The sequence below is a fragment of the Halobacteria archaeon AArc-dxtr1 genome (assembly GCA_025517425.1).
Taxonomy (GTDB): Archaea; Halobacteriota; Halobacteria; order Halobacteriales; family Natrialbaceae; genus Halostagnicola.
Window position 1 is genome coordinate 1,424,970 of the sequence record JAOPJY010000001.1, and the last position, 13,551, is coordinate 1,438,520.

The window sequence follows — 13,551 nt, forward strand, 5'->3', positions numbered from 1 at the left end:
CCCTACGTGTCGCCGGTTTCGACTGGCCCATTGCCGGCGAGCCAGTCGGTGAGGCTGCCTTCGTAGAAGGCGAGGTTCTCGTAGCCGAGCGCACGCAGGACGACGTAAGTGTGGCTGATCCGGCGGGCGGTGTTGCAGTAGAGGACGATTTCGCGATCGGGCAGAATGCCGTGGTCTGTGAGTAGCGTCTCGAGTTCGGCCTCGGGTTTGAGGCGGCGGGCCCCGTCGTCGACGACTTCTCGCCAGTCGAACCGGACGGCACCGGGGAGGTGAGCCTCGGCGAACTCGTCGGGTTCGCGCGTGTCGACGAGCAGGACGCCCCGATCGATCGCCTTCTCGACGTACTCACGGTCGACGAGCGGGCTCTCGGCGGGTGAGACGGGGTCGGTTTCGTAGGTGCTGGAGTCGACCTCGGTGGCCTCGGTCGTCGTCTCGAAGGCGCGATTCCAGGCGCTGTAGTCGCCGTCTAACAGGCGGACGTCCGCATGCCCGTAGACACGCGCAGTGAGCACGAACCGGGCCGCGAAGACGCCGTGGGTGTCGTCGTAGGCAACGATCGTATCCTCGGGCTGGATGCCGGCGGCTCCGAGCAGGTCGGCGAACGCCTCGGCGCCCGGGAGGGTTCCGGGCTCGTCGCCGGTCTCGTCGCGATAGCTGCCGAAGGGGATGCTGACCGCACCCGGCACGTGGCCGATGCCGTCGAACTCCCAGGCGTCCCTGACGTCGACGACGCGGAGATCGGGCTCCGCGAGGCGCTCTTCGAGCCACTCCGGCGAGACAACGTGGGCTTCGTCCATCGGGTCGACGAACGAACCGGGGGGCCGAAGGGGCGTCGGTTCCGGCACCGCTCTCAGCCGAGACGGGGTGGCGACAATATCTGCCGGGACAAGGACGGCCGGTCGGTCGGGATTCGATTGAACGGGTGACCGCCCCCGTTCGGGGGCGTTTGGCGGTATAGGTCGTATGTTCCGTCCCACTGGACCGTTGCGAGGCCGACCGAAACACCGGCAAGACTGACCCACAGGACACACCGCTGACCGAATTGTCCGGTTGAGGTGGCACTTAGTGAATGGGGGGCGTCGAGTCGAGTATGGCAGCAAACGACTACGCGAACGACGTGCTCGTCACGGCCGACTGGGTAGCAGAGCGACTCGACGACTTCCAGGACGACGATTCGAACCTGCGGCTGGTCGAGGTCGACGTCGACACGGAATCGTACGACGAGGCCCACGCGCCCGGCGCAATCGGCTTCAACTGGGAGACACAGCTCCAGGATCAGACCCGACGTGACATCTTAGAAAAAGAAGACTTCGAAGAGCTGCTTGGCAGCCACGGGATCAGCGAAGACGACACGGTGGTCCTCTATGGCGACAACGCAAACTGGTTCGCCGCCTACACCTACTGGCAGCTCAAGTACTACGGCCACGACGAGGTCTACCTGTTAGACGGCGGCCGCGAGTACTGGCTCGAGAACGACTACCCGACGACCGACGAGGAGCCCGACTTCTCCGAGACCGAGTACGAGGCCTCCGGTCCACGTGAGAGCATCCGTGCCTACCGCGACGACGTCGAGAAGGCGATCGATCGCGGCGTGCCCCTCGTCGACGTTCGCTCTCCCGAGGAGTACCGCGGCGAGATTCTCGCCCCGCCGGGCCTCCAGGAGACCGCCCAGCGCGGCGGCCACATCCCGGGTGCGAAGAACATCTCGTGGGCGGCCGTCACGGACGACGACGGACTGTTCAAATCTCGCGAGGAACTCGAGGAGCTGTACGGTGAGGAGGGAATCGACGGCGAGGGGACGACCGTCGCCTACTGCCGCATCGGCGAGCGCTCCTCGGTCGCCTGGTTCGCCCTGCACGAGCTGCTGGGCTACGAGGACGCTGTCAACTACGACGGTTCCTGGACGGAGTGGGGGAACCTTGTCAACGCGCCTGTAGAGAAAGGCGAGGGCGACTGAACGGAGTGAGGGAGCCCTCGAAGTGGAGCGGGGAGGCACTGCCGACCCGCGAAACAAGGCGAGGGTGAGTGAGCGACGCGAACGAAGCCTCGAAGTGGAGCAAGGAGGCACCGCTGACCCGCGAAACAGGGCGAGAGAAGCGTTTTTTCGGACCGTACGACGACGACGCTTCGAATTATCGCACACAGAGGACGGCGGATTACGGCGCGCTACTCGTACACGTACTCCGTGAGATCACCGGGGAGGGCGACTTCCAGGTCGCCGTCGTCTACCAGCTCCCGAATGTCGGCGACCGTCTCCTGTAATTCGGCGAGGGATCTAGCACCGAGATCGTTGTAGTAGATCGTCGTGATGCCGTTCCACTCCGCGGTCCGCTCCAAGACGTCGCGCGCCCGGTCAGCATCGGGATTCCCGATTCGGGGACAGAGCTGTGGGTTCGCGAGGTACCCGTGACCGGGGCGTCCACCACCGAATGCAAGGTCGTGGACCGATCCGGCGGCTTCGAGGACGTTGGCGTCGTATCGGCCGAGGGGATACGAGAGGTAGTTCGCCCCCTCCTCGAAGCCGTGCTCTTCGAGCCACTCTCTGGAGGCTTCGAGCGTCGCGTCCGGATCGTCGACCTCCGTCAGCGACATCTGAGTGGGGCCCTGGCTCCCGATCACCCAGCCGTCGTCCTGCAGTTCGGTGAGTTGGTCCTCGTCCATTCGCCCCTCGGCACCGACGAAGTCGGTGTTGACGAACGCCGTAGCGGGCAGATCGTAGTGTCGCAAGACCGGATAGACGTCTTCGTAGATGGCTTCTCGTCCATAATCGAACTGGAGAAGGACCGTCCCCGTGTCGGGTTTCGGTACGAAGTGGAGGTCATCACACCAGAATCGCTTCTCCTTTCCGTCGCCCGCCCAGGCTGTGATCTGGATCGACGTAATGTCGGAGAGGTCGGGGTCGCCGACGACCTCGTTGACGCCGAACTGACAGCGCATGAGCGGGAGGTCGGAACGGACCCGTCCCCGGTACTCGACCTGGTCGCCATCGCTGTCGGTGAGCTGGATGTCGGGATTGACATCGCCGTCGGTCGCAAGCGCGAGCCCAGGGGCCAACCCCGTGAGATCGAGAGGGTCGTCGAACGACCGAGAGAGGCGAATCTGGTCGTCGAACAGACCTGCCTCGAGCATGAGCGCAGGCGAGTCGGTGTACGACCGGTCGTCTGCGATCGACATCGTTCCGGCCTCGATCGACCACAGCGACGGATCCGAGAAGTCGTCGAACGTTCCCGGCTCGACGCCGTCGGAGCCGTTCGAGGATCCGTCATCATCGTCGTTGTCATCGGAGCCGTTTTCGTTCGATCCGGATCCACCAGATCCACTGCCGCCGGATCCGTTACCGTCGTCGGCGCTGGTGTCGTCAGTGGGCTCATCGTCGCCGGCGCCGAGGCAGCCGGCAACCGCAGCCGTTCCGGCCGCGGCGGTGAGGAGATATCTGCGTCGATGCATACCGATTCAGTACAGTCGTGTGATGCAAATTGTTATAGCCGAGTTACCGAGAGGATGAGAACCGAAGCCAGTCCATTCGAGCGACGACCCTGCGTCACGACACACCTAACTCGGGGCCAACCGAACGACGGGTATGAGCAACGCCGAATCCGTCATCGAGCACGTTCGCGAGGACAACCGCACCCCCCTTTCTCGACTCGGCTCCTCGAAGTCGCTGTACGCCACAACCGGCGGCGAAATAGAGACAGCGCCGGTGTTGCAAGCGACGGCCGATGCCGAGTACGCCGCCTGGCAGACGTTCGATGGGTGGGCCGAAGAGGCAAGCGAGGAGGCGGTACGCGAGGCTTTCGACCGGATCGCCGAGCAGGAACGGGGTCACTACCAGACAGTAGGGGAGCGCCTCGACGACTACGAACCCGACCGAGTGCCGGCGCTACACGAGTACCTCCGCGACCTCGAGTCGACCGTCGAGCGCGTCGGCGGGCTCGTCGGCCGAATTCTGGCCAGCGAGCGCTCGAAAGACCAGGTCGTCGGCTACTTCGTCGGCAACGCAGATCCGACGACGGCGAGCCTGTTCCGTGAGTTCGGCGAGGATTTAGACGAACAGCTCGAACTCACAGAAGAACTTCTCGGGACCGTCTGTGACGACGCACAAGACCGCGAGCGTGCCGTCGAGGCCGCAACCGGCGCGATCGAGGCAGCCTACGGCGAGTACGTCGCGAACCTAGAGGAACTAGGCGCGAATCCGAAGCCGGTCTGTTGAGGGGTCATTTTCCTGTCCGTTCCAACGCCGTCAGTTCGGTCCGACAACGTGCTCAGTCGAGACGCTCGAACCGCCCCGCGAACCCGGTGTCGGACGCCGCCGCGTCAGCGTCAAATCCGTACACGGCGTCGTGAAACTGCGTCCGGTAGCTCGCTGGGCCAGAAACGTCGCCCTCGGCCGCGCGCTCGCCGGCCAGTCCGAACGCGAGCGTGCCGTGACGGGCGGCCCGGAACGGATCGTCGAGCGCGCCACAGAAGGCTGCAAGGGTCGCACCGAGCATACAACCGGTGCCGACGACCGATCCCAGCAGCTCGTGGCCCGCATCGATCCGGACGGGGTCCTCGGCTCCCGGCGCGGCGACGATATCCGTCATCCCGGAGGCAACGACGACCGAACCAGTCGACTCCGCCAGCGAGGCAGCCGTGTCTTCGATCGCGTCGTAGTCGCCGACGGATTCGACGCCCTTGACGTCCGCCTCGACGCCCGCGAGCGCGCTGATCTCGCCGTAGTTGCCCTTGATGATGGCGAAGTCGACCGTCTCGAGCAGCGACTCGGCGACGGCCTGTCGGGTCGCCGTCGAGCCCACACCGACGGGATCGAGAACGATCGGGACGCCGCGCTCGTCGGCTACCTGCGCGGCCTCGTGCATGGCCTCGACCTTGCGCTCGGGGACCTGGCCGACGTTACAGAGGACAGCGTCGGCGAGTTCGGCCATCTCGCCGGCGTCGCCGGGCGAGTCGGCCATCACCGGGAGTGCCCCCCAGTGGAGGACGATGTTCGCCGCGTCGTTCATCGTGACCGTGTTCGTCAGCTGCTGGACGAGAGGCTCGCGCTCTGTGAGCGTTCGCAGGGAGTCCGCGAGGTCGTCGCCAGGAGCGTCGACGGCGCCGGAAGCGTCGCTCGAGTCAGTCATCACGCGCACCTCCGTGCGCCGCTTCCTTGGCGGTTTCGACGGCATCGGCGAGATCCGCGGTCGCCGCCTGCGGATCGCCGGCGGCGGTGATCTCCGAGATGACGGCAACGCCGGCAGCTCCGGCCCGGACGACCGGGCCAGCGTTTGCCGCGGTGATACCGCCGATGCCGACGATCGGGATCGAGACCGCGTCGGCGATTTCGGCGACTCGTCCGGGGCCGACGTTGTCTTTGGCCGGATCGACATCTTTCGAACCGGTACCGTAGATCGTTCCGACGCCGAGGTAGTCGGCGCCGGCGGCTTCCGCTCGCCGAGCTTCCGCGACGGTCGACGTCGAGCAGCCGACGATCGCGTCCGGGCCGAGCAGGTCGCGGACGACAGGGACGGGGAGATCGGACTGGCCGACGTGGACGCCGTCGGCGTCGATTGCCCGCGCGATGTCGACACGATCGTTGACGAGCAGCGGAACGGTCGCCTCGGCGGTCAGCTCACGGAGTTCGCGGCCCTGATCGTATCTGACGGCCGCGTCGGCGTCTTTCTCCCGGAGCTGGACAGCGTCGACGCCGCCTGCGATCGCGTCGGCGACGACCTCGGGAGTCGTCCGGCCGCGCGAGAGCGACGCCTGCGTGACGAGGTAGGTTTCCCAGCCGGCTGGGTTCATGATGGAGACGGCGCGCGGCGGGCCGAAAGGCGCTTCGGTCCCGGATAGTTGGGAGAGAGACCGAGCCGAGAAACTGGATAATCGGACGTCAACTCACCGACCCTGCCCATTCGAGCCCAACCTATATCCGGCCGATCGGTGGATACGACCCATGGGCGACACGACCAGCCACGAGGAAGAGTTGGCAAGAGAGTCCGCAGCAGCGCGGCTACAGGAGCTCGCACGAGAACTCGACAGCGACGGAACGGCCGACGTGCGTGTGGGCAACAAGATGGTGACGCTCACCCCGGCGTCGGTGTTGAACTACGACATCGAGACGCAGGAGCGCTCACCGATGCTCGGTGGTCACAGCGAGGAGATCACGGTGAAACTGTCCTGGAAGCGAGAGAAAGCCGAAGAAGAGTAGTCCGAGTTACTCGTCTTCGAGCAGCCGATCGACCATCTCGTCGGGGTCGAACCGCTCGATGTCGGGATACTCCTGGCCGACGCCGAGGAAGAGAATCGGCTTCCCCGTGACGTGGGCGATCGAGATCGCCGCCCCACCGTTGGAGTCGGCGTCGGCTTTCGTCAGGATCGCGCCGTCGATTTCGGCAGCCTCGTTGAACTCCCGGGCGCGGTTGACGGCGTCCTGGCCGGCGACCGCTTCGTCGACGAACAGCGTCATATCCGGGCCGACGACGCGGCCGATCTTCTCGAGTTGGTCCATCAGCCCCTCGTCGGTGTGGAGCCGACCCGCCGTGTCGCCTAAGACGACGTCGATGTCGTTGGCTTCGGCGTACTCGACGGCGTCGTAGAGCACCGCGGCGGGGTCACCGCCCTGTTCGTGGGCGATTAGCTTGGAGTCTCGTGCCTCGGCGTGCTCTCTGATCTGCTCGTTCGCGCCGGCACGGTAGGTGTCGCCGTTTGCCATCACCGTCGAGTAGCCGCGTTCTTCGAAGTAGCGATCGAGCTTCGCGATCGAGGTCGTCTTGCCGACGCCGTTGACGCCGGTGAAGATGATGACGACGGGTTTGTCCTCGACGGCGATGCGCTCGTCGAAATCGAACTGGCCGACGCTGATGACCTCGAGGATGGCGTCTTTGAGCGCCTCCTCGACGACGTCACCGGTCGAGGTCGTAAACGTCCGGGTCTCGCCGACGAGTTCGTCGCGGATCGAGTCGGTGATCTCCTCGGCGACGCCGAGTTCGACGTCAGCGGAGAGCAAGGCGAGTTCGAGCTCCTGGAGGGGACCTTCGAGATCCTCCTCTTCGATGACGAACTTCCCGCGAACGAGAGATTTCGCCTTCCGACCGAAGCTGGTGCCGGAGTCTGCCTCGTCAGCGTCGTCCGTCTCGTCGGAATCATCCGCATCGTCAACCGGCTCGGCGGTCGCGGGCTCGTCGTCTGCGGTGTCGACAGTCGAATCGGGCTCCGTCGTGGCAGACCCATCTGTCGGAGCCGGTGTGGACGCCTCGCTGGCCGCGGCCGAGGCGGGCGTCTCGTCGGCACCCGACGAGACATCCGTGGACGAATCGCTGGTTCCGTCGTCGTCAGTCGCCTCGTCAGGGGACTCGACGGCGGCATCCGCGTCGGCGCTCCCCTGATAGGCGGTCTCTTCGGCGGGAACGTCGTCCGCGTCGGCCTCGTCTGCGACTGGCGCGTCCTCGTCGTCTGCGACCGGTTCGACGTTCTCTTCGGCCGCCTCCGTCGCGTCGCTCCGGAAGCTGCCGAGTTTTTCTTTCAGGTTATCGAACATGGGTCAGCCCCTTACTCGTCCGGGCTCGGGCCCTGCCCCATCCCCTGCATCTGCTGTTGCATCGCCTGCTGCTGGAGCTGCTGGGCCTGCTGTTCGAGCTGGGTGCTCTCGCCTTCGAGTTCGGTGATCTCGTCGTTGAGCTCGTCGATGCGGTCGTCGAGGCGCTCCTTGCGGCTCTCTAAGGCGTCGACGGCGCCGTGCTGGTCGAATTCGGCAGCGTAGTCGGCGCCGAGGTCGACGATGACCTCGTCGATGTCGTCGATCGTTGCACGGACGTAGGCACCGCCGCCGAGTGGCACCTGCACCGTCGAGCCCGACTCGAGGGTCTCGATCGCTTCGGTCGCCTCGTCGATCGCAGACTGCTCGTTGCGGACGTCCTCGACGTCCGTCTGGAGGTGTTCGATCTCGCCCTGGATCGCCTGAAGCTGCTGGGAGAGTTCCTGGAGGCGCTGTTGACTACTCATTGGCGCTCACCCTCGACGATGCGTCCGTTCTCGGCTCGAAACTGACCGCGGACCGTGTACTCGTCCATGGCTACGCATCCGTCGGGGAGTCGGAAGAATCTTCCCTTCCACATACGGACGGCGGGAAACCGAACGGTAGAAAGGTAGCAGCCGATTCCGGGGCGATATGGAGGTCTTTGTCCTGCTGTTCGGGATGCTCGCGGTGTTGCTGGCCGGGATCGGTCTGCGCTCGCGAGGAGTGCTCGACGCGCGCCGAACGGACAGGGTAAACGCCGCCGCCTACTACGTCGCGCTACCAGCACTGATCTTCGTCTCGACGTACGATCAGGCGATCGGCGAGTTGCTCTCGCCTGCGCTGTTCGGAGGGTTGCTCTTCGTCCTGGGAGTGACGGTTGCACTCTCCTGGCTGATCCACCACCGACGGAACCCCTCGGCTGGGGCGGACGTCCGAAGTGTCGCAATCGTCCAGTCGTATCACTCGAATTTGGGTTATCTCGGGCTCCCGCTTGTGGCGGCGACCTTAGACGCCGAGGCGACGGCGATCGCGAGTGTCATACTCGGGACGCTCTCACTGGTGCAGGTCCCGCTTACCGTCACCGTGCTCGCGACGCTAAACGGCGCCGAGACCCAGCTCGCGGCCCGCCTCCGCGGGCTCCTGAAAAACCCCGTCATCGCGGCGCTGCTGGCCGGACTCGTCGCGGGCCCGATTGGTGTGGAGTTCCCGGGAACCGCAGTCACAGTGCTCGACGCCGTCGGTTCGCTGGCGCTACCACTCGCCTTGCTCTGTGTCGGCGCCTCGCTCAAGCTCGATCTCCCGTCGGTCGACGTCGAGGCGGCGGGAACCGTTCTCGCGCTGAAACTCGCCTGGATGCCCGCGCTGGCGTGGTTCGTCTTTACCGTGTTGACGGTCAACACGTCTACGCTCGCCGCCGCTGTGGTCATGCTCGGCACCCCGACGGCAGTCTCGACGTACGTCTTCACCAGCGAACTCGGCGGGGACGAGGCGTTCGCGTCGCTGAACGTGTTCACGACGACAGTCGCCTCGATCGGGACGCTGCTCGTGCTCGTGACGATCCTCGGGTGAGGCCAGCAATCAAAACCCGACCCGAGCGCAAACTGTACACCCTCAGATCCCACGCACAGTACGGCCAGGCGCTACGCCGTCTCTTCTTCCTCCTCGGGGTCTGCCGGCTCTTCCTCTTCGGGGTCCATCGGCTCTTCTTCCTCGGGATCACCGGGCCCTTCGTCGCCGCAGCCGGCGAGTGCGGCCATCGAGCCGGTTGCCAGAAGTCCGGAGAGTTGGATCGTTCGTCTACGGTCCATCGTCGGCCAGTGTGGGCCGCGTGTCTCGTCAGTCATGGGTTCTCAGGGCACACGCCCACCGATGGTATGACGAACCCATGAAAATGCGTTCGGCTTGCAGACACAAAAAAGAGCAAGCACGCCGGAAACATGCCCATTCAGTCCGGATAGCCGAGCGCGTCCTCGATCCGCCTCAGCTCGAGATCGACGCCTAGACGGATCAGTAGTGTAGAGTTTTTCCAACACCACATTTATATCATATTGGTTCCTTGGTAGGGATATGGACACAAACGTTGGCCAGACAGACCGATCGATTCGGATCGCTCTCGGTGCGCTTGCAGGTATCGTTTCGCTCGCAATCCTCGCCGATATCGTCTCACTGCCGATGCTAGCCGCGCCGATTCTGGGCATCGTGGCGATCGTGTTGCTCGCCACTGCAGCCATCCAGTACTGTGGCGCCTACACACTGCTGGGGATCGATACCTGCCCAGTCACCAGAGACGAGTAAGGGACCTGTTTCGTTCGAGACCGAGACGAGAACGCACGAGAGAAAAAGCCGGCCGTGAGAACGGACGGCAATCGTTGCGATCGGCCCACCGTTACCGAGACGACGACAAGACCACTACCGAGCAACCGGAGCGAACGTGCTCAGTCGATGTAGCCGAGCGCGTCCTCGATTCGGCCCAGTTCGGGACCGGTGGTATCTTCGCCGACGACGTAGCCCGACTCGTTGGCGAGCAGCCCGGAACCGACGAGGGGTGCGCCGTAGTTGACCGTGCCGACGTCGGCGCGGACGTCTAACACGTCCTCTACGTGATCGAGTTCGGCGTCGGTCGCCTTCGGATGGCAGAGGACACCGGTGTTGTTCGCGACGGCGGCCGTCCCGACGGTGCGGACGCCTGCGAAGTCGCCGCGTTCGACGGGGACCTCGAGCGTGTCTTTGATGAGCTTGACTACCTCTCGGGACAGATCGGGATGGACGTAGGCGCCGTAATCGTTCGCCAACACGACGTTCCCGGCGGCGTTGATGCTGCCCGGGAGCTCCGTGACGGGGACGTCGATAGCTGACTCCAGGCGCTCGCGCTCGTAGTCGAGTACGCGGGCACTGACCAACAGCCCGTTCTCGTTGCCGGTGGCTAACGCGCCGACTGTCGAGGAGCCGGCGAGCGTCGTCTCGACGGCAGGGACGGCGAGTTCGTCGGCCAGACTCGCCACGAGGTCGTCGTCGGCGTCGGGTCTGACGAGTAGGCAGGTATCCGTCGCTCGGGCGAAGACGCCGACGTACGACGACCCGACAAACGATGCGCGCTGCAAGTTACTCGGCGACCTCGGCCTCGACGACGGCCTCTCCCGCCTCGTCGAAGCGTGCCGCACGGACGCGGAGCTTGCGTGGCGGGTTGGCTCTGCCGCCCTCCCAGACCGTCTCGTTGATCGAGGGGTCTAAGCGGACCGCAGACTCGTCGACCGAGAAGTGTTTCGCGAGGTGCTCGCGGACGATCGTCATCGCGCGATCTGCAGCCTCGTGGTTGGCTCCCTTCTTGACGTCCCGTAGCGGGACCGTCACGACGCGTTCTTCGAAATCGGATGTACTCATGATTACTCGTCGGTGTCGCTACGACGCCAGTTGCGTCGTTTCGGGTTTCGCTGTACGTTCATGTCCGTCTTGAGCATGACCCAGGCCGGAACGCGGCTGTTCTGGTTCTCGAGTTTGGCAAGACGCTTCTTCTTGCCCTTGGACTTTTTCCCCATAGTGGCCGCACGTAGCCCACGCTGGCTTAAAATCTTGTTCATCCGTTCCCCCGACAGGCAGACGTCTCGGGGGTTCGGCCGCTCGACGGCCGCTCTCCAGAGGGCGTAAGCGCCAGCAAGCCACCTCAGTCGAGCGAAAAACGTTCGACGGTCTCGTAGCGCGGTCCAGCTGCCGTGAGGGTGCTCTCAGTGAGGCGGATCTCCTCGACCCGAGTTTCGCCGACGGTCGGTTCGCGCTCCCGAACGAGTTCTTGGACAAGCTCCTTGCCGGCTGCGTGTTCCATCCGCGCCAGCGTAACGTGGGGCGTGAAGTCGTGGGACTCGGCGTCGAACCCCATTTCCGTCGTCCGCATTTCGATCGCCTCGTGGAGCCGGGTCAACTGCGGCCCGCCGCGCTCGACACCGAGCCAGAGCACGCTGATGTACTCGAGATCAGGGAAGACGCCGAGACCGCCGTAGCGGGCGCTGAAGGGGGACACACCGCTTTCCTCGACGGCCGCGGCGAGTTCCGACCGGAGTGCGGGCAGCCGATCCTCGTCGACATCGCCGAGGAATTTGAGGGTAACGTGGGCCTGCTCAGGGGTGGTGAAATTCAGCCCACTTGCGGCGTCGAACTCGGCTTGCAGGTCGGCGACTGGCTCCGCGAAGGCGTCGGGAAGATCGACGCTGACGAAGAGGCGCATACGTAGTAGCGGACGGCTATCTACTCAACAGTGACGGCTCCAGCAGTGCCCGCTCCAACAGTGCCCGCTCCAGCAATGACAGCGCCAGCAGCGGCAGCTCCCGCAGCCGTTAGGGGTCGGCATTATGCATCTGAGGGTCCACTACTGAGACAATGGCGGACGTAGTCGTCGTCGGCGGCGGAATCGGTGGGCTCACCGCGGCTCACGAGCTCGCCGACCGGGGACTCGACGTGACGGTCCTGGAGGCCACAGACCGGTTCGGCGGAAAGGCACGGTCGGAGCCGATAACCGACGCGCCGGCGGCCATCCACGGCGAACACGGATTCCGGTTCTTTCCGGCCTTCTACCGGCACGTGATCGAGACGATGGAGCGGATCCCCGACGGACCGGGAACCGTCGCGGGCAACCTCGTCGAAACCGAGTCGACGCTGATCGCAGGGATCGACAGCCCCGATCAGATCGCCGAGACGCGCAGCCCGGACACCGTCCGCGGCTGGCTCGAAGCGCTGCGCCCCGCGTTCGCTGAGGACCTGCCCGCGCGGGACGTCCGATTCCTCCTCGAACGGCTGCTGTACCTGCTGACCGCCTGCGAACAGCGCCGCGAAGCGGAACTAGACGAGATCTCGTGGTGGACGTTCGTCGACGCCGAGAACCGCTCGCAGGTGTTCCGGGAACGCCTGGCTTACGCGACGCAAGCGTTGGTCGCGCTGCGACCACAGGTCGGCAGCGCCCGCACTATCGGGCTGATCTACCTCCAGTTGCTGTTCGGACAGCTCGATCCGAACCGGCCGACCGAGCGCGTGTTGAATGCGCCGACCAGCGAGGCCTGGATCGATCCCTGGGTGGACGCACTCGAGGGACTCGGTGTCGAGCTTCGGACCGGCTCGCCGGCCCGCGAGCTGTCGTTCGACGGGCGCCGAATTACGGGGGTCGAGCTGGCCGACGGCGAGACCGTGGTCGGTGACGACTACGTACTCGCGGTTCCGGTCGACGTCGCACCGCAGTTCGTGACCACAGCGCTCGGTCGGGCGGCACCGGCGCTGACCCGAATCGAGCGCTTAGATACCGCCTGGATGAACGGAATCCAGTTCTATCTCACTGCGGACGTCTCCCTGACCCGGGGCCATCAGGTCTACACTGACTCGCCGTGGGCGCTGACTTCCATCTCCCAGCGACAGTTCTGGACTGACGTCGATCTCTCAGAGCGCAAGCCCGAGGGCGTCGACGGCGTGCTGTCGGTGATCGCCTCCGACTGGGAGACGCCGGGGATCGTCTACGGAAAGCCAGCACGGGAGTGCAGCCGCGAGGAGGTCGCCACGGAGATCTGGGAGCAACTCAAGCGCCACTTGAACGGGCCGGAGACGCGCCTGACCGACGAGTCACTGGTCGACTGGTTCCTCGATCCGGCGATCGTCGAGGGGGAAGACGGCCTCGAGAACCACTCGCCGCTGTTGATCAACACGGCCGGCTCGCTGCGAAACCGACCACGGGCAGACACTGGCGTCGAGAATCTGACGCTCGCAGGCGATTACGTCCGGACGAACGCCGATCTCGCGTCGATGGAGTCGGCCAACGAGGCCGGCAGGCGGGCGGCAAACGCCGTCCTCGACCGACGGGGGAATCGCGGCTCCCGGGCCCGGATCTGGGAGCTCGAAGAGCCGGTTATCTTCGAGCCGTTCAAGCGACAGGATCAGCTTCGGTACCGACTCGGACTGCCACATCCAGCGGCAGTGACGCAGTCGCTACGCGCGGCAATCCGACCGCGACGTTGACGGTTGAACGAAACGGGGGCGCAGACGGTTGAGCAAAAACGGAACGCTCACGGTGGGAGCGA

General features: G+C 65.1%; 17 protein-coding genes. 6 read left to right on the forward strand and 11 right to left on the reverse strand.

What is annotated here, in order from left to right:
* Window positions 1–2: 2 nt before the first annotated feature.
* Window positions 3–797, reverse strand: a complete 795-nt coding sequence (locus OB905_07350) for a sulfurtransferase (GenBank protein MCU4925797.1) — start codon at window positions 795–797, stop codon at window positions 3–5.
* A 293-nt stretch (window positions 798–1,090) separates the two neighbouring features.
* Here OB905_07350 and OB905_07355 point away from each other — a divergent pair, with 293 nt between their 5' ends.
* Window positions 1,091–1,957 carry a sulfurtransferase gene (locus tag OB905_07355; protein MCU4925798.1) on the forward strand — a complete coding sequence of 289 codons (867 nt, stop codon included), beginning with the start codon at window positions 1,091–1,093 and terminating at the stop codon, window positions 1,955–1,957.
* Window positions 1,958–2,166: 209 nt separating this feature from the next.
* Here the strand turns inward: OB905_07355 and OB905_07360 are convergent, their stop codons facing one another.
* Complete coding sequence (locus OB905_07360) at window positions 2,167–3,447, reverse strand: polysaccharide deacetylase family protein (GenBank protein MCU4925799.1); 1,281 nt, start codon at window positions 3,445–3,447, stop codon at window positions 2,167–2,169.
* Between the two features lie 133 nt (window positions 3,448–3,580).
* On the opposite strand from OB905_07360, the gene OB905_07365 reads away from it, so the two are divergent.
* Window positions 3,581–4,210 carry a rubrerythrin family protein gene (locus tag OB905_07365; protein MCU4925800.1) on the forward strand — a complete coding sequence of 210 codons (630 nt, stop codon included), beginning with the start codon at window positions 3,581–3,583 and terminating at the stop codon, window positions 4,208–4,210.
* Window positions 4,211–4,262: 52 nt separating this feature from the next.
* Here the strand turns inward: OB905_07365 and thiM are convergent, their stop codons facing one another.
* On the reverse strand, window positions 4,263–5,123 hold the full coding sequence (gene thiM / locus OB905_07370; protein MCU4925801.1) for a hydroxyethylthiazole kinase: 861 nt from the start codon (window positions 5,121–5,123) through the stop codon (window positions 4,263–4,265).
* Window positions 5,116–5,784, reverse strand: coding sequence for a thiamine phosphate synthase (gene thiE / locus OB905_07375; protein ID MCU4925802.1), 669 nt, complete (start codon window positions 5,782–5,784; stop codon window positions 5,116–5,118). Before thiE ends, thiM begins: the two co-directional genes overlap by 8 nt.
* Before the next feature lie 151 nt (window positions 5,785–5,935).
* Between thiE and OB905_07380 the strand changes: the two genes are divergently transcribed.
* A complete protein-coding gene (locus OB905_07380) occupies window positions 5,936–6,190 on the forward strand; it encodes an amphi-Trp domain-containing protein (protein ID MCU4925803.1) in 255 nt (84 codons plus the stop codon).
* Window positions 6,191–6,196: 6 nt separating this feature from the next.
* Here OB905_07380 and ftsY read toward each other — a convergent pair whose 3' ends face one another.
* A complete protein-coding gene (ftsY, locus tag OB905_07385) occupies window positions 6,197–7,519 on the reverse strand; it encodes a signal recognition particle-docking protein FtsY (protein ID MCU4925804.1) in 1,323 nt (440 codons plus the stop codon).
* Window positions 7,520–7,530: 11 nt separating this feature from the next.
* A complete protein-coding gene (gene pfdA / locus OB905_07390; protein MCU4925805.1) occupies window positions 7,531–7,983 on the reverse strand; it encodes a prefoldin subunit alpha in 453 nt (150 codons plus the stop codon).
* 166 nt (window positions 7,984–8,149) lie between these two features.
* On the opposite strand from pfdA, the gene OB905_07395 reads away from it, so the two are divergent.
* Window positions 8,150–9,067 carry an AEC family transporter gene (locus tag OB905_07395; GenBank protein MCU4925806.1) on the forward strand — a complete coding sequence of 306 codons (918 nt, stop codon included), beginning with the start codon at window positions 8,150–8,152 and terminating at the stop codon, window positions 9,065–9,067.
* A 71-nt stretch (window positions 9,068–9,138) separates the two neighbouring features.
* On the opposite strand, the gene OB905_07400 is transcribed toward OB905_07395, so the two are convergent.
* The gene (locus tag OB905_07400; protein MCU4925807.1) at window positions 9,139–9,342 is read right to left on the reverse strand and encodes a hypothetical protein; all 204 of its coding nucleotides are present in this window, start codon (window positions 9,340–9,342) and stop codon (window positions 9,139–9,141) included.
* A 223-nt stretch (window positions 9,343–9,565) separates the two neighbouring features.
* On the opposite strand from OB905_07400, the gene OB905_07405 reads away from it, so the two are divergent.
* Entirely contained in the window at window positions 9,566–9,793 is a 228-nt protein-coding gene (locus OB905_07405) for a DUF2892 domain-containing protein (GenBank protein ID MCU4925808.1), read from the forward strand.
* 140 nt (window positions 9,794–9,933) lie between these two features.
* Here OB905_07405 and OB905_07410 read toward each other — a convergent pair whose 3' ends face one another.
* The 4 genes from OB905_07410 to thpR form a co-directional block, all read right to left on the reverse strand.
* Window positions 9,934–10,599, reverse strand: coding sequence for a translation initiation factor IF-6 (locus tag OB905_07410; protein MCU4925809.1), 666 nt, complete (start codon window positions 10,597–10,599; stop codon window positions 9,934–9,936).
* Between the two features lies 1 nt (window position 10,600).
* Window positions 10,601–10,879 (reverse strand): 50S ribosomal protein L31e, encoded by a 279-nt coding sequence (locus OB905_07415; GenBank protein MCU4925810.1) that lies wholly within the window; start codon window positions 10,877–10,879, stop codon window positions 10,601–10,603.
* Between the two features lie 2 nt (window positions 10,880–10,881).
* A complete protein-coding gene (locus tag OB905_07420) occupies window positions 10,882–11,034 on the reverse strand; it encodes a 50S ribosomal protein L39e (GenBank protein MCU4925811.1) in 153 nt (50 codons plus the stop codon).
* Window positions 11,035–11,159: 125 nt separating this feature from the next.
* Complete coding sequence (gene thpR, locus OB905_07425) at window positions 11,160–11,717, reverse strand: RNA 2',3'-cyclic phosphodiesterase (GenBank protein MCU4925812.1); 558 nt, start codon at window positions 11,715–11,717, stop codon at window positions 11,160–11,162.
* Between the two features lie 152 nt (window positions 11,718–11,869).
* Here thpR and OB905_07430 point away from each other — a divergent pair, with 152 nt between their 5' ends.
* Window positions 11,870–13,489 (forward strand): FAD-dependent oxidoreductase, encoded by a 1,620-nt coding sequence (locus OB905_07430; protein ID MCU4925813.1) that lies wholly within the window; start codon window positions 11,870–11,872, stop codon window positions 13,487–13,489.
* Window positions 13,490–13,551: the final 62 nt, after the last annotated feature.